Origin of the sequence: Phycicoccus sp. Root101 (genome assembly GCF_001426245.1) — a bacterium.
Taxonomy (GTDB): domain Bacteria; phylum Actinomycetota; class Actinomycetes; order Actinomycetales; family Dermatophilaceae; genus Pedococcus.
In genome coordinates this window covers 229,826-256,703 of sequence record NZ_LMCM01000005.1, presented here as the reverse complement: position 1 = coordinate 256,703, position 26,878 = coordinate 229,826, and the positions used below count along the sequence as shown (strand labels likewise).

Sequence of the window (26,878 nt, the reverse complement as noted above, 5' to 3'; positions counted from 1 at the left end):
GGGTGGTGCGGGGGTGCCACGGCGTGAGGTGTGTGGCCGCCAGTTCTTGACGTTGACGTAAACGTAAAGCAATACTCACGGGTATGCCAGCCGCCGACGTGACCGATCTCGACCAGTCGTGGTCCATCCGGGAGATCGCGGACGAGTTCGACGTCACGCACCGCACCGTGCGCCACTACGAGGACCTCGGGCTCATCTCCCCCGAACGCCGTGGCACGACCCGGGTCTACCGTCGCCGCGACCGCACCCGCCTGGCCCTGATCCTGCGGGGCAAGCGGCTCGGGTTCCCGCTCGAGGAGATCCGCACGATCATCGACCTCTACGACCGGCCCCGCGGCAAGGCCAGCCAGCTCGAGTACGTGCTCTCCCAGATCGACGAGCGCCGCCGCGACCTCGAGCAGCGCCGCCGGGACCTCGAGGACGCGCTGGCCGAGCTCGGCGAGTTCGAGCGCCGCTGCCGCGCCGACCTCGACCACCTCGCCTGACCCTGCCGGGCCCCTTCGCACCCGGCTCACCCGACTGCTGCTCCAGCGCGCACGAAGGGGGGCAGAACGCCCCCTCCCCACGTCCGGGGTGGGCCGTTTCCCACCCTTCGGCCACCTGGTTGCCGACCGGGGCAGCTCGCGGCGGTGCGACCTAGGGTTGGGGCATGGCCTCCTCGAGCGCGTCCCCCACCGTCCTGTTCATCGGCGGGACGGGGGTGATCAGCACCGCGTGCGCCCGGGCCGCGGTCGCCGACGGGTTCGCCGTCACCCTGCTCAACCGCGGCGCGAGCAGCACCCACGAGCCGGCGCCGGGTGCCGAGGTGCTGACCGCCGACATCCGCGACCGTGGGGCCGTCGCCACCACCCTGGACGGTCGCGGGTTCGACGTCGTCGTCGACTTCCTGACGTTCACGACCGACCAGCTCACCGCCAACCTGGACCTGCTCGAGGGACGCTTCGGCCAGTACGTCTTCATCAGCTCGGCCTCGGCGTACCAGACCCCACCCACCCACGGCCCGGTCACCGAGTCCACTCCGCTGCGCAACCCGTTCTGGCAGTACTCCCGAGACAAGATCGCCTGCGAGGACCTGCTCGTCGCCGCCTACCGGGACGCCGGGCTCCCGGTGACGATCGTGCGCCCGTCGCACACCTACGACCACACCCTGCTCCCGTTCAGCGGTGGCTGGACGGTCGTCCAGCGGATGCTCGACGGCAAGGAGGTGGTCGTCCCGGGCGACGGGACGTCGTGGTGGACGCTGACCCACCACGAGGACTTCGCGCGCGCGTTCGTGCGCCTGCTCGACCGGCCGCAGGCCATCGGCGAGGCCTTCCACATCACCTCCGACGAGGCACTGACGTGGGACCAGATCCACCAGGAAGTGGCTGCCGCGGCCGGGGTCGAGGCCCGGATCGTGCACGTCGCCTCCGACGCGATCGCCGCCAACGACGCCGAGCTCGGCGCGTCCCTCGTCGGCGACAAGTCGAACTCGATGGTCTTCGACAACACCAAGATCCGGACGCTCGCCGCCGGGTGGAACGCCCGGGTCCCGTTCCGCCGCGGCGCGGCCGAGATGGTCGCCTGGCACCTCGCCGACCCCACCCGGCAGCGCATCGACCACGAGCTCGACGCCCTCTACGACCGCCTGCTCGAGGCCTACCGCCCGCGGGCGCTCTAGCCCCGGTCGACCCGGACCGGCGCGACCCCCGTCGCTGCCAGGAAGGCGTCGATCTCGGCGGCCGTGGGGGCCGTCGCCGGTCCGCGCCGGGTCACCTTGATCGCACCGGCGGCGTTGGCCCGCCGCGCGGCCGTCAGCCAGTCGGCGCCCCGTGCCCGCTCGGCGAGGAGCACGCCGGTGTGGGTGTCGCCTGCACCGTTGGTGTCGACCGCCTCCTGCGGGTGACCGGCGAGGTATGCGGTGTGGCCGGCTTCGTGGACGTGGCAGCCCTTGGACCCGTCGCGGACGATCGCGACGGCGCCATCGGGCAGGCGGAGGGCCACGGCTGCGGCGGAGTCGTCCTCGACCTGCACCCCGGTCAGGGTGAGCGCCTCGTCCGCGTTGCTCGTCCAGACGTTCGTCCGGGCCAGGACCTCCTCCCGCAGCGAGTCGTCCAGACTGCCGAACGCGTCACCCGGGTCGAGCACGACCACGACGTCGTCAGCGAGCCCGGAGAGCCACTGCCGCAACGGATCCCGCGTCCGACCGACCAACGAGAACCCGCTCACGCAGACGAGGTCCCCGGCGACCGGCGCAGACGTGTCGAGGCTGGCGACCGAGATGTCGCGCTCGGCACCCTGGGTCGTCACGAACGTCCGCTCGGCCGACGGCTCCACCATGACGACGCAGATGCCGGTGTCGGAGTCGGGCACGACCGGGCTGCTGAGCGCCACCCCGTCGGCGGCCAGGGCGGCACGGACGAGGTCGCCGTTCGCCCCCGTCCCCACCGAGCCGGCGTGCACGGCGACGGCTCCCGACCGCGCCGCGGCGACGAGGATGTTGACCGCCCCGCCGGCATACCGGCTGTAGGAGGTGGCCACGGCGTTGCCGCCGCGTTCGGGCAGGGACGCGACCTCGACCACCTCGTCCACGAGCGCCTGGGCACTGTGGATCACCCGCGGCCGAACGGACCGCGGACGGCGTGCCTCTTCGGCGTCGTGGGTGGCCATGCCGACGGAGTATGCCGTGTCGGCCTCCGGGTGCGGCCGCACAGGGGCGCGATGCGGGCTGCGCCCGAGCGCGGCACAGGACCGCGTGGCAGGGTGACAGGGTGGCAACCACCCCCGAGACGACCCTGCTCATCCTCGGCGCGGGCGGTGACCTGACCCACCGGCTCCTGCTCCCCGGTCTGGCCAGCCTCCTGGTCGTCGAACCAGACCGGCGGGTCCGGGTGCTGGGGGCCGACCGCGTGGATCTCTCTCCGGCCCAGTGGAAGGCGCGGGTCAAGGACTCGTTCTCGACCGTCGATGCGCCGACGAAGGTGACCACGCCCGTGACCCGGCACACGGCATACCTGCAGACGGACCTGCTCGACGAGGCCGCGCTGCGTGACCTCGTCGCGCACTGCGGCGACGGTCCCCTGGTCATCTTCTTCGCGCTGCCGCCGCAGGTGACCATGAAGGTCTGCGCGCTGCTGCGGCACGTCGACCTGCCGCAGACCACCCGGCTGGCGCTGGAGAAGCCGTTCGGCACCGACCACGAGAGTGCCGTGGAGTTCAACGCCCTGCTGCACGAGGTGGTCGACGAGGACGCCATCTTCCGGATCGACCACTTCCTCGGCGTCGCCACGGTCTTCAACCTCGTGGGGCTGCGGTTCGCCAACCGCGTGCTCGCACCGATCTGGAACGCCGAGCACATCGAGCGCGTCGAGATCGTCTACGACGAGGACCTCGCGCTCGAGGGCCGGGCCGGCTACTACGACGGCGCAGGAGCCCTGCGCGACATGCTCCAGAGCCACCTGCTGCAGGTGATGTCGCTGTTCGCCATGGAGTCCATCGCGACCCTCGACGCCCAGGAGATGCGCGACCAGAAGGTCCAGGTGCTGCGTGCCACCCGGGTGTGGGGCGGGTCGCCCAAGCGGTCCTCCCGCCGGGCCCGCTACACCGCGGGGAAGACCGGCCGCCGCGCCGTTCCCGACTACGCGCGGGAGGAGGGTGTCGACCCACGCCGCCACACCGAGACCCTCGCGCAGGTCACCCTCGAGGTGAGGAACAACCGCTGGGCGGGGGTGCCGTTCGTCCTGCGCAGCGGCAAGGCGCTGGGCTCGCCGCGCAAGCAGGTCGTCGCGCACCTGAGGGACGTGCCGCACCTGCCGACCGGTTTCGTCGGCACCAGCGCCGGCGACCGGCTCACCATCGACCTCAAGCCCGGCGCGGTCTCGCTCACCCTGACGATGAACGCCGAGGGCGACCCCCTCGACCTCGAGCAGAAGACCCTCACGGCTCCCCTCGCCGCACCACGGATGCAGGCCTACGGCGAGGTGCTGGCCCAGGTCCTCGACGGCGACCAGCTGCTCACCGTGCGCGGCGACGCCGCCGAGGAGTGCTGGCGGGTCATGGCCCCGGTCATCAAGGCGTGGGCCGACGACGTCGTCCCGCTCGAGTCGTATGCCGCCGGGTCGGACGGCCCGGAGGGCTGGCTGTAGTCAGACGCGGGCGCGGACGGCGTAGAGCTCGGGGAAGAACGTCAGGTCCAGCGCACGGCGCAGGAAGCTCACACCCGACGACCCACCGGTCCCCGGCTTCATGCCGATCGTGCGCGTGACGACCTGCAGGTGCCGGAACCGCCACTGCTGGAAGTTGTCCTCGAGGTCGACCAGCTCCTCGCAGGTCTCGTACACGCCCCAGTGCTCGGCCGGCGACGCGTAGACGGCGGCGAAGGTGTCGACCAGCCGCTCGTCGAGCCGGTAGGGCTGGGTGAAGTCGCGCTCGAGCAGCTCGGCGGGCACGGCATACCCCCGTCGGTCGAGATAGCGCAGGAACTCGTCGTACAGGCTCGGCTCGACGAGCAGCTCGGCGAGCATGTCCCGTGCCGCGGGGTCGTGCTCGAACACGGTCACCATGTCGGCGTTCTTGTTGCCCAGGAGGAACTCGACCGCGCGGTACTGCCAGGACTGGAACCCCGAGCTGGTCGCGAGGAACGGCCGGATCTCGGCGTACTCGCTCGGCGTGAGCGTCGCGAGCACCGACCACTGGCCGGTGAGGGTGTGCTGGATGTGCTTGACGCGCGCCAGCCGCTTGAGCGCCGGGGCGAGCTCGTCGGTCGACAGCAGTGCCCGGGCCGAACGCAGCTCGTGCAGCATCAGCTTCAACCAGAGCTCGGACGTCTGGTGCTGGATGATGAACAGCAGCTCGTCGTGCTGGGGCGGTTCGCTGCGCGGGTGCTGCGACGACAGCAGCCGGTCGAGCCCCAGGTAGGCGCCGTAGGACATGGACTGAGAGAAGTCGCGCTGCACGCCCTCCTCGATCGGCCGGATCGCCTTGGCGTCCTGCGCCGCGTGGTCTGCCGCTTCGGCACCCACCCCGTCGTTCGTCGTGGCTCCAGCGGCCTGCTCGTCCGTGCTCATGGCGCCCACCCTAGGGCCAGCGGCGCGGGCGTCAGCCGAACTCGCGCGGGTCGGGCCCGGTGCGCTCGCCGCGGTCGAGGCGGGCCATGTCGGACAGGTCGTCCGGATCGAGCTCGAAGCCGAAGAGGTCGAAGTTCTCCCTGATCCGGCTCGGGGTCACCGACTTGGGGATGACGACGTTCCCGATCTGGGTGTGCCACCGCAGGATCGCCTGGGCCGGGGTGACGCCGTGCTTGTCCGCGATCCTCACCACCACCTCGTCGGTGAGGACCCCACCACCGGAGGCCAGCGGGCTCCAGGCCTCGGTGAGCATGCCGTGGTTGGCGTGGAACTCGCGCAGCTCGAACTGCTGGAGGTAGGGGTGCAGCTCGACCTGGTTGATCGCCGGCAGCTCCCCGGTCTCGTCGAGGAGGCGCTGGAGGTGCTCGACCTCGAAGTTGCAGACACCGACGGCGCGCACCCGGCCCGAGGCCCGCAGCTCGAGCAGCGCCCGCCAGGTCTCGACGTACCTGTCCTGGGCGGGTGCCGGCCAGTGGATGAGGAAGAGGTCCAGCACGTCGAGACCCAGCCGCTTCATCGAGGCGTCGAACGACGCGAGCGTCGCGTCGTGGCCGTGGTCGTCCTGCCACACCTTCGTGGTGACGAACAGCTCGCTGCGGTCGAGGTCGGTGGCCGCCAGCGCCCGGCCGACACCCTCCTCGTTGCCGTAGAGCTTGGCCGTGTCGATGCTGCGGTAGCCGACCTCGAGGGCCGAGGCGATGGCCGCGTCGACGTCGGCGTCCGGGACCTGCCACACCCCGAACCCGAGCTGCGGGATCGTGATGGTGTCGGCGCCGGTGGACAGCTGGAGGTTCGGGACTGAGGTCATGCTTCGACTGTATGCAGGTGTCGCCCAGGCCACACCCCGTGGGTGGGAGTGACGCCGGGGAAACGGGCTAGGCTCCGCCGCATGGTGCCCTCTCCCGACTCGACGACGAAGCCGAGCCCCCGCCCCATCTCGAAGGTCCTCATCGCCAACCGTGGTGAGATCGCCGTGCGCATCGCCCGGGCCTGTGCCGACAGCGGACTCGGCTCGGTCGCCGTGTACGCCGACCCGGACCGGGACGCCCTGCACGTCAAGGTCGCCGACGAGGCGTGGGCCTTGGGCGGGACCACCCCCGGCGACTCCTACCTCGTGCAGGAGAAGCTCCTCGAGGTGGCCCGCAAGTCCGGGGCCGACGCCGTGCACCCCGGCTACGGCTTCCTCTCCGAGAACGCCTCGTTCGCCCAGGCCGTCATCGACGCCGGGCTGACCTGGGTCGGCCCTCCCCCGTCGGCGATCGACTCGCTCGGCGACAAGGTCAAGGCCCGCCACATCGCCTCCAAGGCCGACGCCCCGCTCGTCGCGGGCACCCCCGACCCGGTCGAGGGCGCCGACGAGGTCGTGGCGTTCGCGAAGGAGCACGGCCTCCCCGTCGCGATCAAGGCGGCGTACGGCGGTGGCGGCCGCGGCCTCAAGGTCGCCCGCACCATGGAGGAGATCCCCGAGCTGTTCGACTCGGCGACCCGTGAGGCCGTCGCCGCCTTCGGCCGCGGCGAGTGCTTCGTCGAGCAGTACCTCGACAAGCCGCGCCACGTCGAGACCCAGTGCCTGGCCGACCAGCACGGCAACGTCGTCGTCGTCTCCACGCGCGACTGCTCCCTGCAGCGTCGGCACCAGAAGCTCGTCGAGGAGGCGCCCGCGCCGTTCCTGTCCGACGAGCAGAACGCCGAGCTCGTCCGCGCCTCCAAGGCGATCCTGTCCGAGGCCGGCTACACCGGCGCCGGGACGTGCGAGTTCCTCGTGGCCCAGGACGGCCGGATCTCCTTCCTCGAGGTCAACACCCGACTCCAGGTCGAGCACCCCGTGAGCGAGGAGGTCACCGGCATCGACCTCGTGCGCGAGCAGTTCCGCATCGCCAACGGCGAGGTCCTCGGCTACGACGACCCCACGCCCGTGGGCCACTCGTTCGAGTTCCGCATCAACGGCGAGGACGCCGGGCGCAACTTCCTGCCCGCCCCCGGCGTGGTCGCGACCTTCCAGCCTCCGTCGGGCCCCGGCGTCCGGCTCGACTCCGGGGTCGTCGAGGGTGACGTCATCGGTGGTGCGTTCGACTCGATGCTCGCCAAGCTCATCGTCACCGGCCGTGACCGTCGGCAGGCGCTGGAGCGTTCACGCCGGGCGCTGGCCGAGTTCGTCATCGACGGGATGCCGACGGTGCTGCCGTTCCACCGCGTCGTGGTGTCCGACCCGGCGTTCGCGCCCGAGGACGACTCGGCGTTCACCGTGCACACCCGCTGGATCGAGACCGAGTTCGACAACCAGATCCCGGCCTACTCCGGCGCGACGCCCGAAGCCCCCGACGAGTCCGGCGAGCGCCAGAGCGTCGTCGTCGAGGTCGGCGGGAAGCGCCTCGAGGTCGTCCTCCCCGGTGGCCTCTCGCTCGGCGGCGGTGGCGGCGCGAAGAAGAAGGCGCCCCGTCGCTCGGGTGGCGCCAAGGCGGGCGCAGCCGCCTCGGGCGACTCCCTCACCGCGCCGATGCAGGGCACGATCGTCAAGATCGCGGTCGAGGAGGGCCAGCAGGTCGCCGAGGGTGAGCTCGTCGTGGTCCTCGAGGCGATGAAGATGGAGCAGCCGATCAACGCCCACAAGGCGGGCACCGTCACCGGCCTCTCGGCCGAGGTCGGCCAGACGGTGACCAACGGCGCCGTCATCGCCGAGATCAAGGACTGACCCCGCGCCATACCGGCCGAAAAGGCCCTGTCCCGTGGTGGGACAGGGCCTTTCGTCACTTCGGCATGCCGCGGAGCCGGGTCCGCGCCGAGCCTCAGCCGCGGCCGGGACCGCCGTCATCGGGCTGCTTGCCGCCGGGGACGGCGTCGTCGGACTGCCACTCGCCCTGCTGCGTCGACCCGCCCTGCGGCAGACCGTCCGGGTGCTGCGACGGCTGGGTCGGAAGCGTTGAGGTGTCACCCCCACCGTCAGGCGTCGTGTCGCCGGGCGTGCCCCACGTGGGGTGGTCCCCTGCCGGGTGCTGCGGGTCGATGGGGCCGCCGGGCTGCCCGACCCGCTCGTTGTCCCCGGGGACCAGCGAGCCCTCGGACAGGGAGCCGGGCTGCTGCGGGTCGTTGGTGCCGGGATCCGGGTTGGGCACCGAACCCTGGACGGACTCGGTGGCTCCGGCGTCGCGGTCGCCACTGGACACCGGCCCGGCCGGCGCGGGCTCCGGGCTCGGCGCAGGCTCCGGGCTCGGCGCAGGCTCCGGGCTCGGCGCAGGCTCCGGTGCGGGAGCCGGCTCGGGGGTGGGCAGCGGTTCCGGTGTCGGTGCGGGAGCCGGCTCGGGCGTGGTCTCCGGCGGCGCCGGTGGCGCGGGCATGGTCTGCTCCTCGGACAGCTGGCCCGTCGGCGTGCCGCCCGGCTGGTGCTCGGTGGGCGAGCCCACCGGCGTGTCGACCGACGGCGCCTGACCGGACTGCTCGGTCGGGCCCTGGCCCGCGGGGACCGTGCGGGTGTCGCCGTCGCTGGGCAGACCCAGCTTCTCGCGCAGGACGTCACCGCCCTTGTCGATCTTGTCGGCGTACTTGCCGCCGGTCCGCTGGTCGATCAGGCCCTCCACCTTCTCGATCGCCGAACCCGCCTGCTCGGGGTTCCCCTTGATGTAGTCCTTCGCCTTGTCCATCCATCCAGCCATCGCACTGCCTCTCTCGGTGGGGATCTGGGTCATCGCTCTCGAGGTCGACGTGTGGTCGACGCTCTTCTGCTCACGACGCTACCCACAACCCCCTGGGCAGGCACTCCGGGAAACGAGGCGCCCCCGGAACCGTCCGGGACAGGTCAGTCGGTCGGGTGGAGCTGGCGGGCCGCCTCGGCCACCGAGCCGCTGAGCGACGGGTAGACCGTGAAGGTCCCGGCCAGCTGGTCGACGGTCAGCCCGTGCTGCACCGCCAGGGTCACGGGGTAGATGAGCTCGGAGGCCTTGGGGGCCACGACAACCCCACCGACCACGGTGCCGACCCCCTTGCGGGCGAACAGCTTCACGAACCCGTCGGTGATGCCCTGCATCTTCGCGCGCGGGTTCGTGGCGAGGGGCAGCATGACCCCGGTCGCGTCGACCGTCCCGTCATCGAGGTCCTTCTGGGAGAAGCCGACGGTCGCGATCTCGGGGTCGGTGAAGATGTTCGCCGACACGGCGCGCAGGTTGAGCGGCGCAACGGCGTCGCCGAGCGCGTGGGCCATGGCGATGCGCCCCTGCATGGCGGCCACGGACGCGAGCGGGAGTACCCCGGTGCAGTCGCCCGCGGCATACACACCGCGCACGGACGTGCGGGAGACCCGGTCGACGCTCACGTGACCGGACTCGGTGAGCGTGACCCCGACCTCCGCGAGCCCGAGGCCCGCGGTCTGGGGGATGGAGCCCACGGCCAGCAGCGCGTGCGAACCGGTCACCTCGCGGCCGTCCTCGAGGCGGACGACGACGCCGTCGTCGGTGCGCTCGACCGAGGCCATGCGCGAGCGCCCGAGGACCTCCATGCCTCGCTTGCGGAAGACGTCCTCGATCACGGTGGCGGCATCCGCGTCCTCGCCGGGGAGCACCCGGTCGCGGGAGGAGACGAGGGTGACGCGCGAGCCCAGCCCGAGGTACGCCTGCGCGAGCTCGGCGCCGGTCACGCCGGAGCCGACCACGACGAGGTGCTCGGGGAGCTCGGGGAGGGAGTAGATCTGCTGCCAGGTGAGGATGCGCTCGCCGTCGGGCTGGGCGCTGGCCATGACCCGCGGCGTCGCACCGGTGGAGACCAGCACCACCTCGGCGTCGAGGGTGCGGACCGAACCGTCCTCCAGGGTCGCCTCCACCTGCGACGGCGAGAGCAGGCGCCCGGTGCCGCGCAGAACGGTGATGCCGTCGGCATCGAGCCGGCGACCGATGTCACGGGACTGGGCCGCGGCGAGGGCCAGGACGCGCCGGTTGACGGCGTTCAGCTCCGCGACCGAGTCCGCGACCTCGTCGCCCTCGTGGTCCTCGAGGTGCACCCCGAGGTCGGACGCCGTCTCGAACTGCGACATGAAGTCGGCCGTCGAGATGAGGGTCTTGCTGGGCACGCAGTCGGTCAGGACCGCGGCGCCACCGAGGCCGTCGCGGTCGATGACGGTGACGGCGGCACCGAGGTGGGCCGCGACCAGGGCGGCCTCGTACCCGCCGGGTCCGCCGCCGAGGATGACGACCGAGGACTGACGCGAGTTCACGCGCCCATCCAACCATCCCCGCACCTGGCGACCGTGCTCGCGTCGGGTCGTCATGCGCCGGACACCTTCCCGCAACGCCGTCGTGGCCGTATGGTCCGGAAAGGCGGACTAGGTTCCGCTCGGCAGACTTCACGCCCGCAGGCCGGGCTACAACTCCAGGATGGAAACATGACCGCTCGTACCCGCAGCACGGCTTGGCTGGCCGTCGTTGCCGCCGCCACCTCGATCGCGGTCGCCGCGTGCTCGCCCCCCGCGAAGGACTCGTCCGGCTCCTCCGGCAGCTCGGGCGGCTCGGCCGCCACCGCGACCTCCGCGCAGGCGCTGGGCGGCATGGACGCCCTCGTCGCCGCCGCGAAGAAGGAGGGGACGCTCAACGTCATCGCGCTCCCCCCGGACTGGGCCAACTACGGTGCGATCATCACGGCGTTCGGCACCAAGTACGGCATCAAGGTCAACAGCGCGCAGCCCGATGCGAGCAGCGCGGACGAGATCTCGGCCGCCACGCGCCTCAAGGGCCAGGACAGCGCCCCCGACGTGTTCGACCTCGGTGCTGCGGTCGCCACGGCCAACACCACGATGTTCGCGCCGTACAAGACCACCACCTTCGACAGCGTCCCGACCGACCTCAAGGACGCCAACGGCCTCTGGGTCAACGACTACGGCGGCTACATGTCCGTCGGTTACGACTCCTCCAAGGTCCCAGCCCCGACGTCCTTCGCCGACCTCCTCAAGCCTGCGTACAAGGGCAAGGTCGCCCTCAACGGTGACCCGACCAAGGCCGGTGCCGCCTTCGCCGGCGTGCAGATGGCCTCGATCGCCAGTGGCGGCAGCGCCGGCGACGTCACCAAGGGCGTCGACTTCTTCAAGCAGCTCAAGAAGGCCGGCAACTTCATCCCGGTCGACCCGACGCCCGCGACGATCGTCTCGGGCCAGACGCCGGTCGTCATCGACTGGGACTACCTCAACGCCGCCCAGACGGCCAAGGTCCCGACCTGGAAGGTCTACGTCCCGGACAACGCCGTGGTCGCCGGCTACTACGTCCAGGCCGTCAGCAAGGACGCGCCCCACCCCGCCGCAGCCCGGCTGTGGCAGGAGTTCCTCTACTCCGACGAGGGCCAGAACCTCTGGCTCAAGGGTGGTGCCCGCCCGGTCCGGTTCGATGACATGAAGAAGGCCGGCACGCTCGACGCCACCGCGGCTGCCGCCCTCCCGCCCGTCACCGGCACCCCGGTCGTGCCCACGGCTGCCGACTCCGACACCGCCAAGGCCTACCTCGCCAAGGAATGGGCCAACGCGGTTGGCTGAGGTCCGGACGCGCAGGGCGTCCGGTGGCTTCCGGCCACCGGGCGCCCTCCTCGGTGTCGTCCCCTTCTTCGCGTACGTCACCGTCTTCCTCATCATCCCCGCGCTCGTCGTCGTCATCGGGGCGTTCGTCAGCGGTGGGCGCCCGACCCTGGGCAACATCCGCGCGCTCGGGGGTCCGGCGGTCACCGCGGCCCTGTGGCACTCGGTGGTGCTCTCCGTCGTCACTGCGGTCGTCGGCGCGGTGCTCGGCGCGGTCCTCGCGTATGCCGTGTCCACCGCTCCCCCCAACGGTGTGCTCAAGCGGTTCGTCACCTCCCTGTGCGGCGTCCTCGCCCAGTTCGGCGGCGTCATCCTGGCCTTCGCGTTCCTCGCGACCTTCTCGGCCCAGGGGTTCCTCACCCGGCTCCTCGGCACCGGCGGTGGCGGGCTGTGGCTCTACGAGTGGGACAAGGGCCTGATGCTCGTCTACCTGTACTTCCAGGTGCCACTCATGCTCATCGTGTTCCTGCCCGCCGTGGAGGGCCTGCGCCCCCAGTGGCGCGAGGCCACCGAGACCCTCGGCGGGAGCACCTTCCTCTACTGGCGCAAGGTCGCCGGGCCCATCCTGATGCCGTCGTTCATCGGCGCCCTGCTCCTGCTCTTCACCAACGCCTTCTCCGCGTACGCCACCGCCGCCGCGCTGGTCTCGCAGGGCTCGCCACTGCTGCCCCTGCAGATCGGCGGCACGTTCACCTCCGAGGTGATCCTCGGCCAGGAGAACGTCGGCAAGGCGATGGCGTTGGAGATGGTGGTCGTGGTCGCCGTGGTGATGACCGCGTATGCCGTGCTCGACCGCCGCGCCTCGAAGTGGTTGGTCCGGTGAGCGGCCAGCGGGCGTCCATGAGGCGTCGCCAGGACCTCTTCCGGTGGGTCGTCGTCAGCCTCAGCCTGGTCTTCTTCGGGTTGCCGTTGTTCAGCATGCTCGAGTTCACGACGCGCGACGCCCAGGGCCACCGCACCGGGGCGACGTGGTCTGCGCTGGCCGACTTCGGGGCCATCTCCACGCGCTACCCGGACCTGCGGGCCGGGTTCATCGCCTCCATCGGGCTGGCCGTCCTCACCGTCGTGGTCATGCTCGTCCTCCTCGTCCCGACCATGACCTGGGTGCGGCTGCGGCTGCCCGGACTGGGCCGCACGGTCGAGTTCATCTGCCTGCTGCCCCTCACCGTCCCGGCGATCGTGCTCGTCGTCGGGCTGACGCCGGTCTACGCGTGGGTCACCTACTTCCTCGGGGGCAACGCGATCTGGCTCTCGTTCGCCTACGTCGTCCTCGTTCTGCCCTACGCCTACCGCGCGCTCGACGCAGGCCTGCGGGCGATCGACGTCCGGACCCTGTCCGAGGCGGCCCGCTCGCTCGGAGCCGGCTGGGGCACCGTGATGCTGCGCGTGATCCTGCCCAACCTGCGGACCGCAGTGCTGTCGGCATCGTTCCTCGCGGTGGCGCTGACGCTGGGCGAGTTCACCATCGCCAACCTGTTCAGCCGCACCAACCTCCAGGTCGCGATGTACCTCATCGGCAAGTCCGACGCCCAGATCTCCGTCGCCGTCGGCCTCGCCTCGCTCGTGTTCGCGTTCGTCATCCTGTTCGCCATGTCCTTCGTCGGTGGCCAGCGCTCCAGCGCCTCGCCCCTGACCCGCCTGAACCGCCTGACCCGCTCGGGCCGCCGCAAGGAGACCGCATGACCTCCACCAGCACCCACCCGACCCAGCCAGGGAGGTCTGCGGACGGCGGTGCGCGGGGAGTGGCTGTCGAGCTGACCGGGCTGCGGCGCAGCTACGGCGACGTCCACGCGCTCGACGACCTCACCCTGCGCCTCGCCCCCGGCGAGCTCGTCGCCCTGCTGGGACCGTCGGGCTGCGGGAAGACGACCGCGCTGCGGTGCCTAGCCGGCCTCGAGGACCCCGACGAGGGCCGGATCGAGGTCGATGGCAGGGACCTGACGCGGGTGCCGACCAACAAGCGCGACCTCGGGATGGTGTTCCAGGCGTACAGCCTGTTCCCCCACATGACCGCCCGCCAGAACGTCGAGTTCGGGCTCCAGCTGCGGCGCCAGCCCGGCCAGCAGCGTCGCAGCCGGGCCGCCGAGATGCTGGAGCTCGTCGGCCTGTCGACCCAGGCCGACCGGTACGCCCACCAGATGTCCGGCGGTCAGCAGCAACGCGTGGCGCTCGCACGCGCCCTGGCCATCGAGCCGCAGGTGCTCCTCCTGGACGAGCCGCTGTCCGCCCTTGACGCCAAGGTCCGGGTCCAGCTCCGCGACGAGATCCGTCGCATCCAGCTCGAGGTCGGGACCACCACCCTGTTCGTCACCCACGACCAGGAGGAGGCCCTCGCCGTGGCCGACCGGGTGGGCGTGATGCGTGGCGGCCGGCTCGAGCAGATCGCCAGCCCCGAGGAGCTCTACTCGCGGCCGGTCAACGACTTCGTGGCCGACTTCGTGGGGGTGACCAACCGGCTGCACGGGCAGTCGCACGGGACGACCGCGACCGTGCTCGGAGCGAGCATCCCCCTCCTGCCGGGGTCCGCCCCCGAGGGTGCCGCGACCGTGCTGGTCCGCCCCGAGCACCTCACGGTGGCCCTCGACCCTGCCGGACCGGGCACGGTGCTCAGCGCCAGCTTCCTCGGCGCCCACGGTCGCGTCGTCGTCGACCCGGGCGGAGCCGGGCAGCAGGTCATCGTGCAGGTGCCCAGCGGGTCCGTCGCCGACTTCGCCCCGGGTGCCACGGTGACCCTGCGTCCCACCGGCGACCCCGCCCTCGCGGTCGCGGGCACCGACGGCTGAACACCGCATACCCCCGCTGACCAGCAGGAGCACCACCTTCCGGACCATAGGGACGGCACTGGACCGCGCCTGCGCAGACCTCGGTAGTCTTCCCCGGTGACTGAGCAGAGCCGCCCCGCCACGGGCGCCCCCGACCTGACCGATCCGGCGACCGACCCGTTCGAGGTGGCCCGTGCGGCTGCCGCGGTGATCGCCGAGCGCACGGGGGCCGAGCGCCACGACGTCGCGCTCGTCCTCGGCTCCGGCTGGGGCCAGACCGGCGACCTCATCGGCGAGACCCTCGCGACCATCGACAACGCCGACGTCCCCGGGTTCGGCAAGGCCGCCGTCGCCGGCCACAGCGGCACGATGCGCTCGGTCGCCATCGGTGACACCGGCCGCCGCGCCCTCGTCTACGGCACGCGCACCCACTTCTACGAGGGCAAGGGCGTCCGCGCCGTCGTGCACGCCGTGCGCACCGCCGCCGCCGCCGGCTGCTCGACCATCGTGCTGACCAACGGCTGCGGTGGCCTCAACCCCGCGTGGGCCCCCGGCACCCCGGTCCTCATCCGCGACCACATCAACCTCACCGCGCACTCCCCCATCGAGGGCGCCAACTTCGTCGACCTCACCGACCTCTACTCCCCCCGCCTGCGCGACATCGCCCGCAGCGTCGACGCCGCCCTCGACGAGGGCGTGTACGTCCAGTTCCGCGGTCCCCACTACGAGACCCCGGCCGAGGTGCAGATGGCCAAGGTGCTCGGGGGTGACCTCGTCGGCATGTCCACCACCCTCGAGGCGATCGCGGCCCGGCAGGCCGGCCTCGAGGTCCTCGGGATCTCGTTGGTGACGAACCTCGCCGCCGGGATCAGCGACCAGCCGCTGTCGCACGACGAGGTCCTCGAGGCCGGCCAGGCCGCTGCCGAGCGCTGTGGCCGACTCCTCGCGGCCGTCGTCGCCTCCCTCTGAAAGGACCAGCGTCATGACGTATGCCGCCCGGCACGGCTCCGAAGGCGCCCCTCCCCTCGACGGCCACGCGCAGGAGCTCATCGACGCCGCCCAGGAGTGGGTGGACGACGACCCCGACCACGAGACCCGGGTCGAGCTCGGCCAGGTCCTCGCCCGGGCCAAGAACGGTGACGAGTCCGCCGTCGCGGACCTCGAGGACCGGTTCTCCGGGATGCTCGAGTTCGGGACCGCCGGCCTGCGCGGCGCCATCGGTGCCGGCCCCAACCGGATGAACCGCTCGGTGGTCATCCGTGCGGCAGCCGGCCTCGTGGCATACCTCAAGCAGTCGGAGCCGGAGCCCTTCGTCGTCGTCGGGTACGACGCCCGCACCAACTCCGACGTGTTCGCCCGCGACACCGCGGCCGTCACCGTCGGCGCGGGTGGTCGGGCCGCGGTGCTCCCCCACACGCTGCCGACACCGGTGCTGGCGTACGCGATCCGTCATCTCGGTGCCGACGCTGGTGTCATGGTGACGGCGAGCCACAACCCGCCCCAGGACAACGGGTACAAGGTCTACCTCGGCGATGGTTCGCAGATCGTCCCGCCCGCCGACGCCCGCATCGCCGGTCAGATCGCCCGCGTCGCGGCGGTGGCCGACGTGCCCCTGGCCGACGACGGCTGGGAGACCCTCGGCAACGACGTCCTCGAGGACTACGTCGACGCGACGGCCGGTGTCGTCGCTCCGGGCAGCCCCCGCGACATCGACATCGTCCACACCGCGTTGCACGGCGTCGGCAGCGACACCCTGCTGCGCGTGTTCGAGCGCGCCGGGTTCCCCTCACCCGTGCCGGTCGAGAGCCAGCAGCACCCGGACGCCGCGTTCCCCACCGTGTCCTTCCCGAACCCCGAGGAGCCGGGCGCCATCGACGCCGCGCTGGCCCTGGCGCGCGAGATCGGACCCGACATCGTGCTGGCCAACGACCCGGACGCCGACCGCTGCGCGGTCGCCGTCCCTTTCACGGTCCAGGGTGGCGAGAACGACGGCGGCACCGACTGGCGGATGCTGCGCGGCGACGAGGTCGGAGCGCTGCTGGGCGCCCACGTCCTCGCCCGCGGCGTGGACGCCGATGCCGTGTTCGCCAACTCGATCGTGTCCTCGCGGCTGCTCGCCGCCATGGCTGCGAAGGCCGGGATCCGCCACGAGGAGACGCTCACCGGTTTCAAGTGGATCGCCCGCGTCGAGGGCCTGCGGTACGGCTACGAGGAGGCCCTCGGCTACTGCGTCGACCCCGGAGTCGTCCGCGACAAGGACGGCGTCAGCGCCGCGCTCCTCATGGCCGAGCTGGCTGCGACGGTCAAGGCGCAGGGCCGCACCCTGCAGGACGTCCTCGACGACCTCGCGGTGGAGCACGGCGTGCATGCCACGGACTCGTTCTCGGTGCGGGTCGCCGACCTGTCGCTCATCGGCACCGTGATGACCCGCCTGCGCGAGCAGTCACCCACCGAGGTGGCCGGGCTCGCGGTGTCCCGCACCGACGACCTGGCCCTCGGCAGCGACACGCTGCCGCCCACCGACGGCCTCCGTTACCTCCTCGAGGACGACTCGCGGATCATCGTGCGCCCGTCCGGCACCGAGCCGAAGCTCAAGGTCTACCTCGAGGTCATCGAGCCGGTGTCCACCGACCTGGTCACCGCCCGCAAGGCCGCTGCGGCGAGGCTGGCCGCGATCCGCACCGCGATGGAGGAGCTCACGCAGGTCTGACGTCCCGCCTCTCCGCGGCCATGCGAGGGCCAAGCGAGTTTCCGCATCTGCCGATGAGCGGACGTCAGTAAGGGGGGCGGCCCTGGGTTTCAAAGAGAACCAGACCGGGCGCACCACTCTGCGCACATGTCGTCCACCTCTCGCTGGCCCGTGCCCTCCTCTCAGATGCACACAGCGCAGCGAGTGAGGTCCGCACGTCCAGGCCATGGGTGATCTTACTTGTCATGGCCGCAGCTGGAGCCAGGGACCAGTGAGGACCGGGACGCCGCCGCATCTCCGTATGAAGGACCAAATGGGCATGGCTCAGTGCCCACCCCACGTCCGCGCCCGCCCCCCTTGATTGTGGTGGACCAGGCCCTTAGCCGTCGGACCCCCGCTCATTCTGAAGCGGACCACATGGGGCCACGTTCTTCGGCATACTCAGAACATGAGGCGAGGTGCGCTGCGCGTGGTAGACGGACTGGTCTTACTCGCATTGGCTGGGTGTGCAGGGTCGTCGACCAGCATCTCAGCGCCCCCGCCGAGGGCGTCGGCGTCGGTCGTGCTGGACACCTACCTTCGGGCCTTAGTGGCTGGTGATTGCGACACTGCCCATTCGCTCGCCGCGGCGACCTTCACGAGCGGCAACGGTGAACTCTGTGGTGACGTGAAGGTCTCGTCGTTCTCGCTGCGGGGCGAGCCTGCTACTGCGGGTCCCGATGACGTTGAGTACGGATCCGTTCTCGTCACCGACGGCAGCGGCGATGGCAGCATCCCGCGAGGAGACGTCACTTGGTTCTACGAACTAGAGCGCCAAGGCGGTGCCTGGAAACTGGTCGGCGGAGGGTCAGGGCCGTAGCCCGTCGAACCCATCTCCCGTTCACTCTCTGAACCATTGCTTCGAGGTGTGCCCGGGCCGGGGACACCTCGGCGCGTCAAGCCGAGGAGGTCGAGGTCAGGCGCTCCGTAGTCACACCGCAATCCGAGAGAGGGCGCGTCCGCACATGCCGCGATCCACTCGCGCCGGTGACGGACTTTTCGATGTATCTGCGACCTATGGTTGCTTCGTGACCGATCCCCGATGGACGCTGCTGAAGGCGATGGAACCTGCCCTGCTGGAGGGGTTTCGTGAGTCAGGCGTCACAAGGGTCGAATACGTAGCCGCGTTTTCGTTCCAGGACGACGCATGGGTGTGGCTTGGGACATTGACGGACGCCCAACGGGACGCGTTGGCGGGGACTGAGCCTCAGCTGCTCGCCGATGTGCGATTGATCGCAGAGCGCCATGGCTTCCCAGGGGAAAGCGTCAGCGGTGTCACCGTTCAGTCAGAGGAAACGGTGGCTCGAGACTACGAGGGAAGTTGGTTCTACGCTCTTCGCTAACGTCCGCTCATGCCGCGATCCGCTCGACCATGCCGAGATGAGTACGACTGCTGATCCACAGGCAAGCGGTGATGCCCGTGGGTGGTGGGGTACCTGCTTGGGGTGGTTCCGAAAACCGGTCGATGAAGGTGTGGACCCGTGTGGTCCTAGGGACCTCTGTGGCCGTTGCAGCGGGATGGGGGTCCTTTGCCAGTAGTTGATGCAAGGCCCAGGCGGGAATCGAAGGGTCTTGCGAGGGTCAACCCGGCGGTGCACAGGCCCGCAGTGGTCGGGTCGTCCTTGCGTGAGCGAGCGGATTAGGCGGTCTTCGAACGGGGAGCGGCAGCGCTTGTCGTGTCACCTGTTCGGTCAGAGTGTTGTCACCGGGTGCTGCCCACCGTGCGGATAGTTCACGCGTGAACTACGTTGCCGATGGCCGACAAGGGAGTACCAATGACCACGTCCAGCAATCTGCGACTGAACGACCAGCTGTGCTTCGCGTTGTACGCCGCGACGAACCAGGTGACCCGCGCGTACCGACCTCTGCTGGAAGCCGTCGGGCTGACGTATCCGCAGTATCTGGTGATGCTCGTGCTGTGGGAGTCCGATGACCAGCCGGCCCATGAGATTGCCGACCGGTTGCAGCTGTCGCCGGCCGCGGTCAGCCCCATCCTGGGGCGCCTCGAGGAAGCTGGGCTCGTCGTGCGCGACCAGGACCCGGACGATGCGCGAACCCGTCGAGTTCGCCTCACACCCAAGGGCGCTGCCGTCGAGCTGGGCGCGTCGCGGGCGCAACTGAACGTCGTCGAGCAGACCGGATTGTGCGGCGATGAGCTGACCGGGCTGCGCGACGACCTGCACGACCTAGTGATGCGGATGTCGGTGCGAACGTCGTGACCGCGCACAGCGCACCACTCGATGACTGGAACGGCGAGGGCGACGACGCGCAGTCGTTGGGCGACCTGCTGGTCCGCTGCGCATCCGGGGACGAGGCCGCGTTCGAGCAGATCTACGCCGCGACGGCGCCGCGCGTGTTCGGGCTCGTGCTGCGCGTCGTGGTCCAGCACGCACTCGCCGAGGAGATCACCCAGGACGTCTTCGCTTACGTGTGGGCCGAGGCCGGCCGGTACGAACCGTCGCGGGGCAGCGCAGCCGGCTGGATCCTCACCATTGCGCACCGGCGTGCGGTGGACAGGGTCCGCAGTGTCAGCGCGAGCCGCACCCGTGACGACGTGTGGACACGGAAGGTGACGGCGGCACCATTCGACTCAACCGCCGAGTCGGCACACTCCTCCTTCGAAGCCGCCAGAGTCCGAGGTGCCCTGGCAGCGCTCACGATGAAGCAGCGCACGGCCGTCCAGCTCGCGTACTTCCACGGCCTGACGTACACCGAAGTTGCTTCGCACCTGGGCATTCCGCACAGCACCGCGAAGACCCGCATCAGGGACGGGTTGCGCTCACTGGCGCACGCTCTCGACCCAGGGGTTGCCAGCGCCTAGAGGGAGCCCACGTCGGGCGCGCGGTTCGGTGGCTGGTCCTACAGGCGCCGACCGAGTGCGCTGGATGTCAGACCTGCACCTCGTGATCTCGAGCCACCAGCGTCCGGCACATGCAGACTCTCTGTCCCATGGAGGCGTTGCCGTTGGGAGATGATGCGCTGGTGAGCGTTGATGTGAGCGTGGAATGCACGATCGAGCGACCCTCCGCGGAAGTAGCGGCCTTCGCCGGTGACCCGGGTAGGGCTCCGGAGTGGTACGCCAACATCGTGTCTGTGCGCTGGCTGACACCAGTGCCCCTGTCCGTGGGGTCGAGGATGGACTTCGTCGCCCACTTCCTCGGGCGGCGACTCGCCTACACCTACGAGGTCGTCGAGCTCGTGCCTGGGCGCAGGCTGGTGATGCGCACTGCTGATGGCCCGTTCCCGATGGAGACCACGTACGAGTGGGAGCCGGTGCACGAGGGAGCGACGCGGATGACGCTGCGCAACCAGGGCTCCCCGTCAGGCTTTGCCAAGATCAGCGAGCCGATGGTGAAGCGCGCCATGACGCGCGCCACGACCAAGGACCTGGCCAGGCTCAAGGGCATCCTCGAAGCATCCGGCTAAGAACCCGAACCTCCGCCGGACCGCCTCGTTCAGGCGGGAAGTCGGACGACGAATCGGCGGCCCCCGCCGTGGTTGCTGACGGTGACCGTGAACCAAGACATAAACATCATCTGGCCCAAGCGTTGGTCAATTGAGAGCCGAACGTCCGCTCGTGCCGCGATGAGCGCGTTCCTTGCCCGCGTTGGCGTTTGGCCGTCAGAGGGGATGGGTGAACGAGACCGGTTTGCCGGCCGCACGGGCGTAGTCGATCTCCCCGCGGGTCGACTCCCCGACGTACCCGCCAGGGTTGACGACAAGGACACGATCGGCCAGGTCGATCTTGCGCCGGTGGAGGGCGTCGAGAACAGCCTTCTGTTCTGGAGTGGGTGACTGGTCCGCCTCGCTCGGCGCCACGACGATCACCCCGGCCAAGGTCAGCTCACGGTTCACCGCGCGCATCTCGTTCACGAACCGCGCCGATCCGCAGAGGCAGACGATCTCAGGTCGCGCGGTCACGGCCAGACCCTAGCGATGCGTTCCCACGCCCTCCACGACCCCGGGCGCATCAGCCCACGCGTCGATCCACGGGCATGCCGCGGCGCCCGCCAGAGGGGGCGGGCTGTGGGGCGCGGTCATGGTCGCCAGGGTGGTGCCGGGGGTGGCGCGACGGCGGTCGTCGCCAGCTCGCCCCACACGGTGTAGGTGCGAACCCCCGGCCCCGCACCCACTCCGGCACCGTGCACCGCACGTTCGCCTCGCCCCAGCGAGGACCCTGCGGCCGCCTGTCCAGCCAGCCAGTGGTCGTACGAACCGGGGACGAGCGTCCACCGAACCCCGCCCTCGACGAGCTCCCCGAGGTAGCCCTTGCGGTGCACGACCGTGTGGTGCCGCCCGCACAGCAACGCAGCGTTACCCAGATCGGTGGCGCCTCCGTCGACCCAGTGCCTCAGGTGGTGGCCGTCGCACCAGGACGCGGGCACCGTGCAGTCGGGGAAGGTGCACCCGTCGTCGCGGAGCCACAGGGCTCGCAGCTGGGCGCTGGTGAACAGCCGGAACCGGCGCCCCAGATCGAGGACCTCCCCGTCCTTGCCGAGGACGACCGGCACGATCCCGGCGTCACAGGCGATGCGACGGGCGGTCTCCGGGCCGATCAGCGCGCCTGCCTCCCCCGAGCCGAACACCGTGGCGGCGTTCGACCGGGCCACGAGGTCGTCGAGGGAGACGGTCACGAACACCTCGGCCTTGGGGGTGGTGCTCACGCCGTCGGCCGAGGCGACACCTCGTCGCACGACCTCGAGCAGGGCGTCCATGCGCCGCTGACCCGACGGGCGGCGGTCGGGCTCGCCCTCAGCCGGTCGCGGCGCGGACAGCCCCTGCACGGCAGCCTCGATGACCGTCTTGGCCTCGGCATCGACGACCATCGTGTACTCGAACAACCCGGTGCCGTCGGCGAACGGCTGGGACAACGACCGTCGCTCGCAGGCCCGGTCCTGCTCCAATTGGAGCTCGCCGAGCGCGCCGTACTTCGCGACCAGCCGGTCGCGGAGGCCACGCACGTCCTTGGGCCTGCCCCACGACGCGACCTCGATGAGCCCGTCGAGCACCGGCCCAGCAGCACCGGGAGCGAGCCTGGACGCGAGCCGCTCGAACTCGTCGACGACGACGGTCGCGGTGACCAGCGGCACTCGCGCCTCGCGGACGGCCGCCAGCAACGCGCCATACCGGTCGTCGTGGGCGGCCTCGGCGAGCCGCACGACGCGGGCCGAGCCACCGGCGCGCAACGACGGAGAGTGGTCGAGCAGCCAGGCACTCGCCCCGGAGCGCCCCGCGCCGGCCTCACCACGGTCGACCGCCTCACTGAGCACCTCCACGCGGGCTGCGTCGACGCGGGCGGCCAGCTCGTCGAGCTCGGACATGAACCGGCCCAGGTCGGCACCGCTCGCGGCCCATAGGACGTCCTCGGTGCGGGTCAGGACAGCGCACGCCTGCGCCACCGCTGACTCACGCTCCGAGAACGACGCTCCCCCGCCCATGGGACAAAACTACCAACGGGGTCTGACAGTCCCTCCCCGCGAAAGTCCTTGATACGCAACATCTTTCGCTCCCGAACCAAGAGCCTCGCGAGTCACCGCAGGACCAACGGGGGCACACCTCGGGACACCGGCCACGCACACCCCCAACCCCACCGAATCCGCGCGAACCGACCACCCTGTAGACACCGATAGACTCGTGCGGTGAGTACCCCCACAATGTCCGCCCCCTCGGTCGACCCGACCGCCCGGGCGCGTGACCTCCTCGGTGTCTCCCGCCTCACCAACGCGGCCCTCACGAGCTGGCTGCACGGCCTGCCCGGAGTCGACCAGGTGGGCTGCGAGGGACGCGCGGCCGGTCTCGGCACCCGCTCGATCAAGACCACGTCGAAGGCCTGGGCCATCGACACGGCGATCTCCATGATCGACCTGACGACGCTCGAGGGCGCCGACACCAAGGGCAAGGTCCGCGGCCTCGCCGCCAAGTCGCTGCACCCGGACCCCACCGACCCGTCCACCCCGAGCCCGGCCGCAGTCTGCGTCTACGGCGACATGGTGGCCACCGCACGCGAAGCCCTCGGCGACGCGCCCATCAACGTCGCGGCCGTCGCGACCGCCTTCCCCTCCGGTCGCGCGTCCATGCCGGTCAAGCTCGCCGACACCCGTGACGCGATCGCCGCTGGTGCCGACGAGATCGACATGGTCATCGACCGTGGCGCGTTCCTCTCCGGTGACTACCTCGGGGTGTTCCGTGAGATCGCCCAGGTGTCCGAGGCCTGCGTCCGCGAGGACGGCACCCGCGCGCGCCTCAAGGTCATCATGGAGACCGGCGAGCTCGTGACCTACGACAACGTCCGCCGCGCCTCGTGGCTGTCGATGCTCGCCGGTGGCGACTTCATCAAGACCTCGACCGGCAAGGTGTCGCCCGCGGCGACCCTGCCCGTCACCCTGATCATGCTCGAGGCCGTCCGCGACTGGCGCGACCTCACCGGTGAGATGGTGGGCGTGAAGCCGGCCGGTGGCATCCGCACGAGCAAGGACGCCATCAAGTTCCTCGTCACCGTGAGCGAGATCGCGGGCGACGACTGGCTGGACCCGTTCTGGTTCCGGTTCGGTGCGTCCAGCCTGCTCAACGACCTGCTGCTGCAGCGTCAGCGGATGCGGATCGGTGCCTACTCCGGCGCCGACTACGTCACCGACGACTCCCCCAGCCTCTACTGACACCTGCGAATTCGAGGAACCTGAAGACCATGGCCAAGTTCGAGTACGCACCCGCCCCGGAGAGCAGGGCGGTCGTCGACCTCGCCCCCTCCTACGGACTGTTCATCAACGGCGAGTTCACCGAGTCCCAGGGCGGCTCCGCCTTCAAGACCGTCAACCCGGCGACGGAGGAGGTCCTCTCCGAGGTCACCGACGCCAGCGCCGCCGACGTCGACCGTGCCGTCGCCGCCGCCCGCCGCGCCTACAACGGGGTATGGGGCCGGATGTCCGGCGCCGACCGCGGCAAGTACCTCTTCCGCATCGCGCGCATCCTGCAGGAGCGCGCCCGCGAGTTCGCGGTCCTCGAGACCCTCGACAACGGCAAGCCGATCAAGGAGAGCAGGGACGTCGACATCCCGCTCGCCGCGGCGCACTTCTTCTACCACGCAGGCTGGGCCGACAAGCTCGAGTACGCCGGCCTCGGCACGAACCCCCGCGCGCACGGCGTCGTCGGCCAGGTCATCCCGTGGAACTTCCCGCTGCTCATGCTCGCGTGGAAGATCGCCCCGGCCCTCGCGACCGGCAACACCGTCGTGCTCAAGCCCGCCGAGACCACGCCGCTGACCGCGCTGCTGTTCGCCGACGTCGTGCAGCAGGCCGACCTCCCGCCTGGTGTCGTCAACATCGTCACCGGCGCGGGTGCCACCGGCCAGGCCATCGTCGACCACCCCGACATCGACAAGCTCGCCTTCACGGGTTCGACCGGGGTGGGCAAGATGATCGCCCGCTCCATCGCCGGCACCCGCAAGAAGGCCACCCTCGAGCTCGGGGGCAAGGCCGCCAACATCATCTTCGAGGACGCCGCCATCCACCAGGCGGTCGAGGGCATCGTCAACGGCATCTTCTTCAACCAGGGCCACGTCTGCTGCGCCGGTTCGCGCCTGCTCGTGCAGGAGAACATCGCCGAGGACGTCGAGCGCCGCCTCAAGCGCCGCCTGCAGACGCTGCGCGTGGGCGACCCGCTCGACAAGAACACCGACGTCGGCGCCATCAACTCCAAGGCCCAGCTGACCCGCATCACCGAGCTCACCGACGCCGGCGAGGCCGAGGGCGCCGAGCGCTGGGACAACGGCTGCGAGCTGCCGGCCAAGGGCTTCTGGTTCCGCCCCACCGTGTTCACCGGTGTCAGCCAGGGCCACCGGATCGCCCAGGAGGAGATCTTCGGCCCGGTCCTGTCGGTGCTGACCTTCCGCACGCCGCAGGAGGCGGTCGCCAAGGCCAACAACACTCCCTACGGTCTGTCGGCGGGCGTCTGGACCGAGAAGGGGTCGCGCATCCTCTGGATGGCCGACCAGCTCCGCGCCGGCGTCGTCTGGGCCAACACCTTCAACAAGTTCGACCCGACCAGCCCGTTCGGTGGGTACAAGGAGTCGGGCTACGGCCGCGAGGGTGGCCGCCACGGCCTGTCCGCCTACGTCACGACTGAAAGCAACGGGTGATCTCCGCGATGCCGACCAACCAGCGGACTGCCGCCGACGCACGCGTCGACGTGCGTAAGACCTACAAGCTCTACATCGGCGGGAAGTTCCCCCGCTCCGAGTCCGGCCGCTCCTACGAGGTCCTCGACGGCCGTGGCCGCTTCCTCGCCAACGCCTCGCAGGGCTCGCGCAAGGACGCCCGTGACGCCGTCGTCGCGGCCCGCGCGGCCTTCCCCAAGTGGGCCGGCGCCACCGCCTACAACCGTGGCCAGGTGCTCTACCGCGTCGCCGAGGTGATGGAGGGCCGCCGCGCCCAGTTCGTCGCCGAGGTGCGCGCGAGCGAGGGCCTCACCGAGCGTCGCGCCGAGACCGTGGTCAACGCCGCGATCGACCGCTGGGTCTGGTACGCCGGGTGGACCGACAAGCTCGCACAGGTGCTCGGCGGGCTCAACCCCGTCGCCGGACCCTACTTCGACATCTCGGCCCCCGAGCCGACCGGTGTCGTGGGTGTCCTTGCGCCGCAACGTTCTTCGCTGCTCGGCCTCGTCTCGGTCGTCGCGCCGGTCATCGCCTCGGGCAACACCGCTGTGGTCCTCACCAGCGAGCTGCGTCCGCTGCCGGCGATCACGCTCTCGGAGGCGCTGGCCACCTCCGACGTCCCCGGTGGTGTGGTCAACCTGATCACCGGGCGGACCGCCGAGGTCGCACCGTGGATCGCCTCGCACCGCGACGTCAACGCCATCGACCTGGCCGGCGCGGCCAAGGCCGAGGGTGTCGTCTGGGGCGACCTGGAGCTCGCCGCCGCCGAGAACCTCAAGCGCGTGGTCCGCCCTGCGGGCGAAGGCACCGACGCGGTCGAGCCCGACTGGACCCGCACCCCGGACATGGCGCGGATGACGGCGTTCCTCGAGACCAAGACCGTCTGGCACCCCAAGGGTCGCTGACCTTGACGGCCGACCACCCCGGCGACCACACCGCCGCCCGGGTGGTCGTCCTCGCGGGACCCAGCGGGGCGGGCAAGTCCCGCCTCGCCCAGCGCCTGCACGCCGCGCACGGGTGGCCGATCGTCCGCCTCGACGACTTCTACCGCGACGAGGACGACCCGGCCATGCCGCGCAGCGCCGAGCTCGGCATCGTCGACTGGGACCACCCCGACTCGTGGAACCGTGCGGCCGCCGTCGACGCCCTGGCCACCCTGGTGACGACGGGGTCGGTCCGCACCCCCGTCTACGACATCTCGACCAGCCGGGCCGTCGACTCGACGACCGTCGAGGCCGGCGCCCACGACCTCGTGCTCGCCGAGGGCATCTTCGCTGCAGAGATCATCGGTGACCTGCGCGAGCGAGGCCTGCTCGCGGGTGCGTACTGCGTGCACCACCGGCCCTGCGTGACGTTCGTCCGGCGGCTGGCGCGCGACCTGCGCGAGCGCCGGAAGCCGCCGTGGACGCTGGTCCGCCGCGGCCTGGCCCTGATGCGGGTCGAACCAGCCGTCGTGGCGCGCCAGGAGTCGCTCGGCGCGACCCCGGCCCGTGCCAAGGACCTCGAACCCCTGCTCTCGGCGCTGGCCCGCTGACCGGTCCAACTCCGCACGGCGCCGGGTCCGACTTGGTAGGTTTCGGGGCACGC

The 26,878-nt window shown here is 70.9% G+C and carries 26 protein-coding genes; 19 read left to right on the top strand and 7 right to left on the bottom strand.

Annotated features, from left to right (window positions below; translation table 11 throughout):
* The first annotated feature begins 83 nt into the window (after positions 1-83).
* Both ASC58_RS05995 and ASC58_RS05990 read left to right on the top strand, forming a co-directional pair.
* Complete coding sequence (locus ASC58_RS05995; RefSeq protein ID WP_056916781.1) at positions 84-485, top strand: MerR family DNA-binding transcriptional regulator; 402 nt, start codon at positions 84-86, stop codon at positions 483-485.
* A gap of 164 nt (positions 486-649) precedes the next feature.
* Positions 650-1,660, top strand: coding sequence for an NAD-dependent epimerase/dehydratase family protein (locus tag ASC58_RS05990; RefSeq protein ID WP_056916780.1), 1,011 nt, complete (start codon positions 650-652; stop codon positions 1,658-1,660).
* On the opposite strand, the gene ASC58_RS05985 is transcribed toward ASC58_RS05990, so the two are convergent.
* The gene (locus ASC58_RS05985; RefSeq protein ID WP_056917462.1) at positions 1,657-2,649 is read right to left on the bottom strand and encodes a PfkB family carbohydrate kinase; all 993 of its coding nucleotides are present in this window, start codon (positions 2,647-2,649) and stop codon (positions 1,657-1,659) included. The two genes, ASC58_RS05990 and ASC58_RS05985, sit on opposite strands and share 4 nt — an antisense overlap.
* Positions 2,650-2,750: 101 nt before the next feature.
* Here ASC58_RS05985 and ASC58_RS05980 point away from each other — a divergent pair, with 101 nt between their 5' ends.
* Positions 2,751-4,124: a glucose-6-phosphate dehydrogenase gene (locus tag ASC58_RS05980; protein WP_056918668.1), complete on the top strand. Its 1,374-nt coding sequence runs from the start codon at positions 2,751-2,753 to the stop codon at positions 4,122-4,124.
* Here ASC58_RS05980 and ASC58_RS05975 read toward each other — a convergent pair whose 3' ends face one another.
* Positions 4,125-4,910, bottom strand: coding sequence for a tryptophan 2,3-dioxygenase (locus tag ASC58_RS05975; protein WP_056917461.1), 786 nt, complete (start codon positions 4,908-4,910; stop codon positions 4,125-4,127). It lies immediately after the preceding gene.
* Positions 4,911-5,076: 166 nt separating this feature from the next.
* A complete protein-coding gene (locus ASC58_RS05970) occupies positions 5,077-5,913 on the bottom strand; it encodes an aldo/keto reductase (RefSeq protein ID WP_056918667.1) in 837 nt (278 codons plus the stop codon).
* Positions 5,914-5,994: 81 nt separating this feature from the next.
* On the opposite strand from ASC58_RS05970, the gene ASC58_RS05965 reads away from it, so the two are divergent.
* Positions 5,995-7,797: a biotin carboxylase N-terminal domain-containing protein gene (locus ASC58_RS05965; RefSeq protein WP_056918666.1), complete on the top strand. Its 1,803-nt coding sequence runs from the start codon at positions 5,995-5,997 to the stop codon at positions 7,795-7,797.
* Positions 7,798-7,891: 94 nt separating this feature from the next.
* Here ASC58_RS05965 and ASC58_RS05960 read toward each other — a convergent pair whose 3' ends face one another.
* Together ASC58_RS05960 and ASC58_RS05955 are read right to left on the bottom strand one after the other, a co-directional pair.
* A complete protein-coding gene (locus tag ASC58_RS05960) occupies positions 7,892-8,755 on the bottom strand; it encodes an antitoxin (protein ID WP_162246822.1) in 864 nt (287 codons plus the stop codon).
* Positions 8,756-8,898: 143 nt separating this feature from the next.
* A complete protein-coding gene (locus ASC58_RS05955) occupies positions 8,899-10,359 on the bottom strand; it encodes an NAD(P)H-quinone dehydrogenase (protein WP_082553002.1) in 1,461 nt (486 codons plus the stop codon).
* Between the two features lie 114 nt (positions 10,360-10,473).
* Between ASC58_RS05955 and ASC58_RS05950 the strand changes: the two genes are divergently transcribed.
* From ASC58_RS05950 to ASC58_RS05905, 11 genes are all read left to right on the top strand, one after another.
* Complete coding sequence (locus ASC58_RS05950; protein WP_056918664.1) at positions 10,474-11,610, top strand: ABC transporter substrate-binding protein; 1,137 nt, start codon at positions 10,474-10,476, stop codon at positions 11,608-11,610.
* Positions 11,603-12,472, top strand: coding sequence for an ABC transporter permease subunit (locus ASC58_RS05945; protein ID WP_056916774.1), 870 nt, complete (start codon positions 11,603-11,605; stop codon positions 12,470-12,472). The genes ASC58_RS05950 and ASC58_RS05945 overlap by 8 nt, the downstream gene beginning before the upstream one ends.
* Before the next feature lie 17 nt (positions 12,473-12,489).
* Complete coding sequence (locus tag ASC58_RS05940; protein WP_056917459.1) at positions 12,490-13,332, top strand: ABC transporter permease; 843 nt, start codon at positions 12,490-12,492, stop codon at positions 13,330-13,332.
* Positions 13,329-14,432 carry an ABC transporter ATP-binding protein gene (locus tag ASC58_RS05935; protein ID WP_056916773.1) on the top strand — a complete coding sequence of 368 codons (1,104 nt, stop codon included), beginning with the start codon at positions 13,329-13,331 and terminating at the stop codon, positions 14,430-14,432. Before ASC58_RS05940 ends, ASC58_RS05935 begins: the two co-directional genes overlap by 4 nt.
* 96 nt (positions 14,433-14,528) lie before the next feature.
* Complete coding sequence (locus ASC58_RS05930) at positions 14,529-15,380, top strand: purine-nucleoside phosphorylase (protein ID WP_056918663.1); 852 nt, start codon at positions 14,529-14,531, stop codon at positions 15,378-15,380.
* Positions 15,381-15,393: 13 nt separating this feature from the next.
* Positions 15,394-17,121: a phospho-sugar mutase gene (locus ASC58_RS05925; RefSeq protein WP_056918662.1), complete on the top strand. Its 1,728-nt coding sequence runs from the start codon at positions 15,394-15,396 to the stop codon at positions 17,119-17,121.
* 541 nt (positions 17,122-17,662) lie between these two features.
* Complete coding sequence (locus ASC58_RS20905; RefSeq protein ID WP_157598381.1) at positions 17,663-17,959, top strand: hypothetical protein; 297 nt, start codon at positions 17,663-17,665, stop codon at positions 17,957-17,959.
* Between the two features lie 208 nt (positions 17,960-18,167).
* Positions 18,168-18,482, top strand: coding sequence for a hypothetical protein (locus ASC58_RS05920; RefSeq protein WP_056918661.1), 315 nt, complete (start codon positions 18,168-18,170; stop codon positions 18,480-18,482).
* A gap of 432 nt (positions 18,483-18,914) precedes the next feature.
* On the top strand, positions 18,915-19,358 hold the full coding sequence (locus ASC58_RS05915) for a MarR family winged helix-turn-helix transcriptional regulator (RefSeq protein ID WP_056918660.1): 444 nt from the start codon (positions 18,915-18,917) through the stop codon (positions 19,356-19,358).
* A gap of 56 nt (positions 19,359-19,414) precedes the next feature.
* Positions 19,415-19,960, top strand: a complete 546-nt coding sequence (locus tag ASC58_RS05910; RefSeq protein WP_056918857.1) for a sigma-70 family RNA polymerase sigma factor — start codon at positions 19,415-19,417, stop codon at positions 19,958-19,960.
* 110 nt (positions 19,961-20,070) lie between these two features.
* The gene (locus ASC58_RS05905) at positions 20,071-20,565 is read left to right on the top strand and encodes an SRPBCC family protein (protein WP_369796209.1); all 495 of its coding nucleotides are present in this window, start codon (positions 20,071-20,073) and stop codon (positions 20,563-20,565) included.
* A gap of 195 nt (positions 20,566-20,760) precedes the next feature.
* Here ASC58_RS05905 and ASC58_RS05900 read toward each other — a convergent pair whose 3' ends face one another.
* Positions 20,761-21,060 carry a hypothetical protein gene (locus ASC58_RS05900; RefSeq protein WP_157598380.1) on the bottom strand — a complete coding sequence of 100 codons (300 nt, stop codon included), beginning with the start codon at positions 21,058-21,060 and terminating at the stop codon, positions 20,761-20,763.
* 116 nt (positions 21,061-21,176) lie between these two features.
* Positions 21,177-22,577 (bottom strand): HNH endonuclease signature motif containing protein, encoded by a 1,401-nt coding sequence (locus ASC58_RS05895; RefSeq protein WP_056918659.1) that lies wholly within the window; start codon positions 22,575-22,577, stop codon positions 21,177-21,179.
* Positions 22,578-22,793: 216 nt separating this feature from the next.
* Between ASC58_RS05895 and deoC the strand changes: the two genes are divergently transcribed.
* Genes deoC through ASC58_RS05875 form a run of 4 tightly spaced genes read left to right on the top strand, consistent with a single transcriptional unit; the run spans position 22,794 to position 26,825 of the window.
* A complete protein-coding gene (deoC, locus tag ASC58_RS05890; protein ID WP_056918658.1) occupies positions 22,794-23,795 on the top strand; it encodes a deoxyribose-phosphate aldolase in 1,002 nt (333 codons plus the stop codon).
* 29 nt (positions 23,796-23,824) lie between these two features.
* Entirely contained in the window at positions 23,825-25,273 is a 1,449-nt protein-coding gene (locus ASC58_RS05885) for an aldehyde dehydrogenase family protein (protein WP_056918657.1), read from the top strand.
* A gap of 8 nt (positions 25,274-25,281) precedes the next feature.
* The gene (locus ASC58_RS05880; RefSeq protein WP_056918854.1) at positions 25,282-26,196 is read left to right on the top strand and encodes an aldehyde dehydrogenase family protein; all 915 of its coding nucleotides are present in this window, start codon (positions 25,282-25,284) and stop codon (positions 26,194-26,196) included.
* A gap of 2 nt (positions 26,197-26,198) precedes the next feature.
* Positions 26,199-26,825, top strand: coding sequence for a uridine kinase (locus tag ASC58_RS05875; protein WP_056918656.1), 627 nt, complete (start codon positions 26,199-26,201; stop codon positions 26,823-26,825).
* Positions 26,826-26,878 lie beyond the last annotated feature (53 nt).

What these genes read in the sequence shown, in the direction of transcription:
- ASC58_RS05995 (WP_056916781.1), top strand. Translation starts at nt 84, where the DNA reads ATGCCAGCCGCCGACGTGACCGATCTCGACCAGTCGTGGTCCATCCGG.
- ASC58_RS05990 (WP_056916780.1), top strand. Translation starts at nt 650, where the DNA reads ATGGCCTCCTCGAGCGCGTCCCCCACCGTCCTGTTCATCGGCGGGACG.
- ASC58_RS05985 (WP_056917462.1), bottom strand. Translation starts at nt 2,649, where the DNA reads ATGGCCACCCACGACGCCGAAGAGGCACGCCGTCCGCGGTCCGTTCGG.
- ASC58_RS05975 (WP_056917461.1), bottom strand. Translation starts at nt 4,910, where the DNA reads ATGTCCTACGGCGCCTACCTGGGGCTCGACCGGCTGCTGTCGTCGCAG.
- ASC58_RS05970 (WP_056918667.1), bottom strand. Translation starts at nt 5,913, where the DNA reads ATGACCTCAGTCCCGAACCTCCAGCTGTCCACCGGCGCCGACACCATC.
- ASC58_RS05965 (WP_056918666.1), top strand. Translation starts at nt 5,995, where the DNA reads ATGGTGCCCTCTCCCGACTCGACGACGAAGCCGAGCCCCCGCCCCATC.
- ASC58_RS05960 (WP_162246822.1), bottom strand. Translation starts at nt 8,755, where the DNA reads ATGGCTGGATGGATGGACAAGGCGAAGGACTACATCAAGGGGAACCCC.
- ASC58_RS05955 (WP_082553002.1), bottom strand. Translation starts at nt 10,359, where the DNA reads ATGACGACCCGACGCGAGCACGGTCGCCAGGTGCGGGGATGGTTGGAT.
- ASC58_RS05950 (WP_056918664.1), top strand. Translation starts at nt 10,474, where the DNA reads ATGACCGCTCGTACCCGCAGCACGGCTTGGCTGGCCGTCGTTGCCGCC.
- ASC58_RS05940 (WP_056917459.1), top strand. Translation starts at nt 12,490, where the DNA reads ATGAGGCGTCGCCAGGACCTCTTCCGGTGGGTCGTCGTCAGCCTCAGC.
- ASC58_RS05935 (WP_056916773.1), top strand. Translation starts at nt 13,329, where the DNA reads ATGACCTCCACCAGCACCCACCCGACCCAGCCAGGGAGGTCTGCGGAC.
- ASC58_RS05925 (WP_056918662.1), top strand. Translation starts at nt 15,394, where the DNA reads ATGACGTATGCCGCCCGGCACGGCTCCGAAGGCGCCCCTCCCCTCGAC.
- ASC58_RS05915 (WP_056918660.1), top strand. Translation starts at nt 18,915, where the DNA reads ATGACCACGTCCAGCAATCTGCGACTGAACGACCAGCTGTGCTTCGCG.
- ASC58_RS05905 (WP_369796209.1), top strand. Translation starts at nt 20,071, where the DNA reads ATGCAGACTCTCTGTCCCATGGAGGCGTTGCCGTTGGGAGATGATGCG.
- ASC58_RS05895 (WP_056918659.1), bottom strand. Translation starts at nt 22,577, where the DNA reads ATGGGCGGGGGAGCGTCGTTCTCGGAGCGTGAGTCAGCGGTGGCGCAG.
- deoC (WP_056918658.1), top strand. Translation starts at nt 22,794, where the DNA reads ATGTCCGCCCCCTCGGTCGACCCGACCGCCCGGGCGCGTGACCTCCTC.
- ASC58_RS05885 (WP_056918657.1), top strand. Translation starts at nt 23,825, where the DNA reads ATGGCCAAGTTCGAGTACGCACCCGCCCCGGAGAGCAGGGCGGTCGTC.
- ASC58_RS05880 (WP_056918854.1), top strand. Translation starts at nt 25,282, where the DNA reads ATGCCGACCAACCAGCGGACTGCCGCCGACGCACGCGTCGACGTGCGT.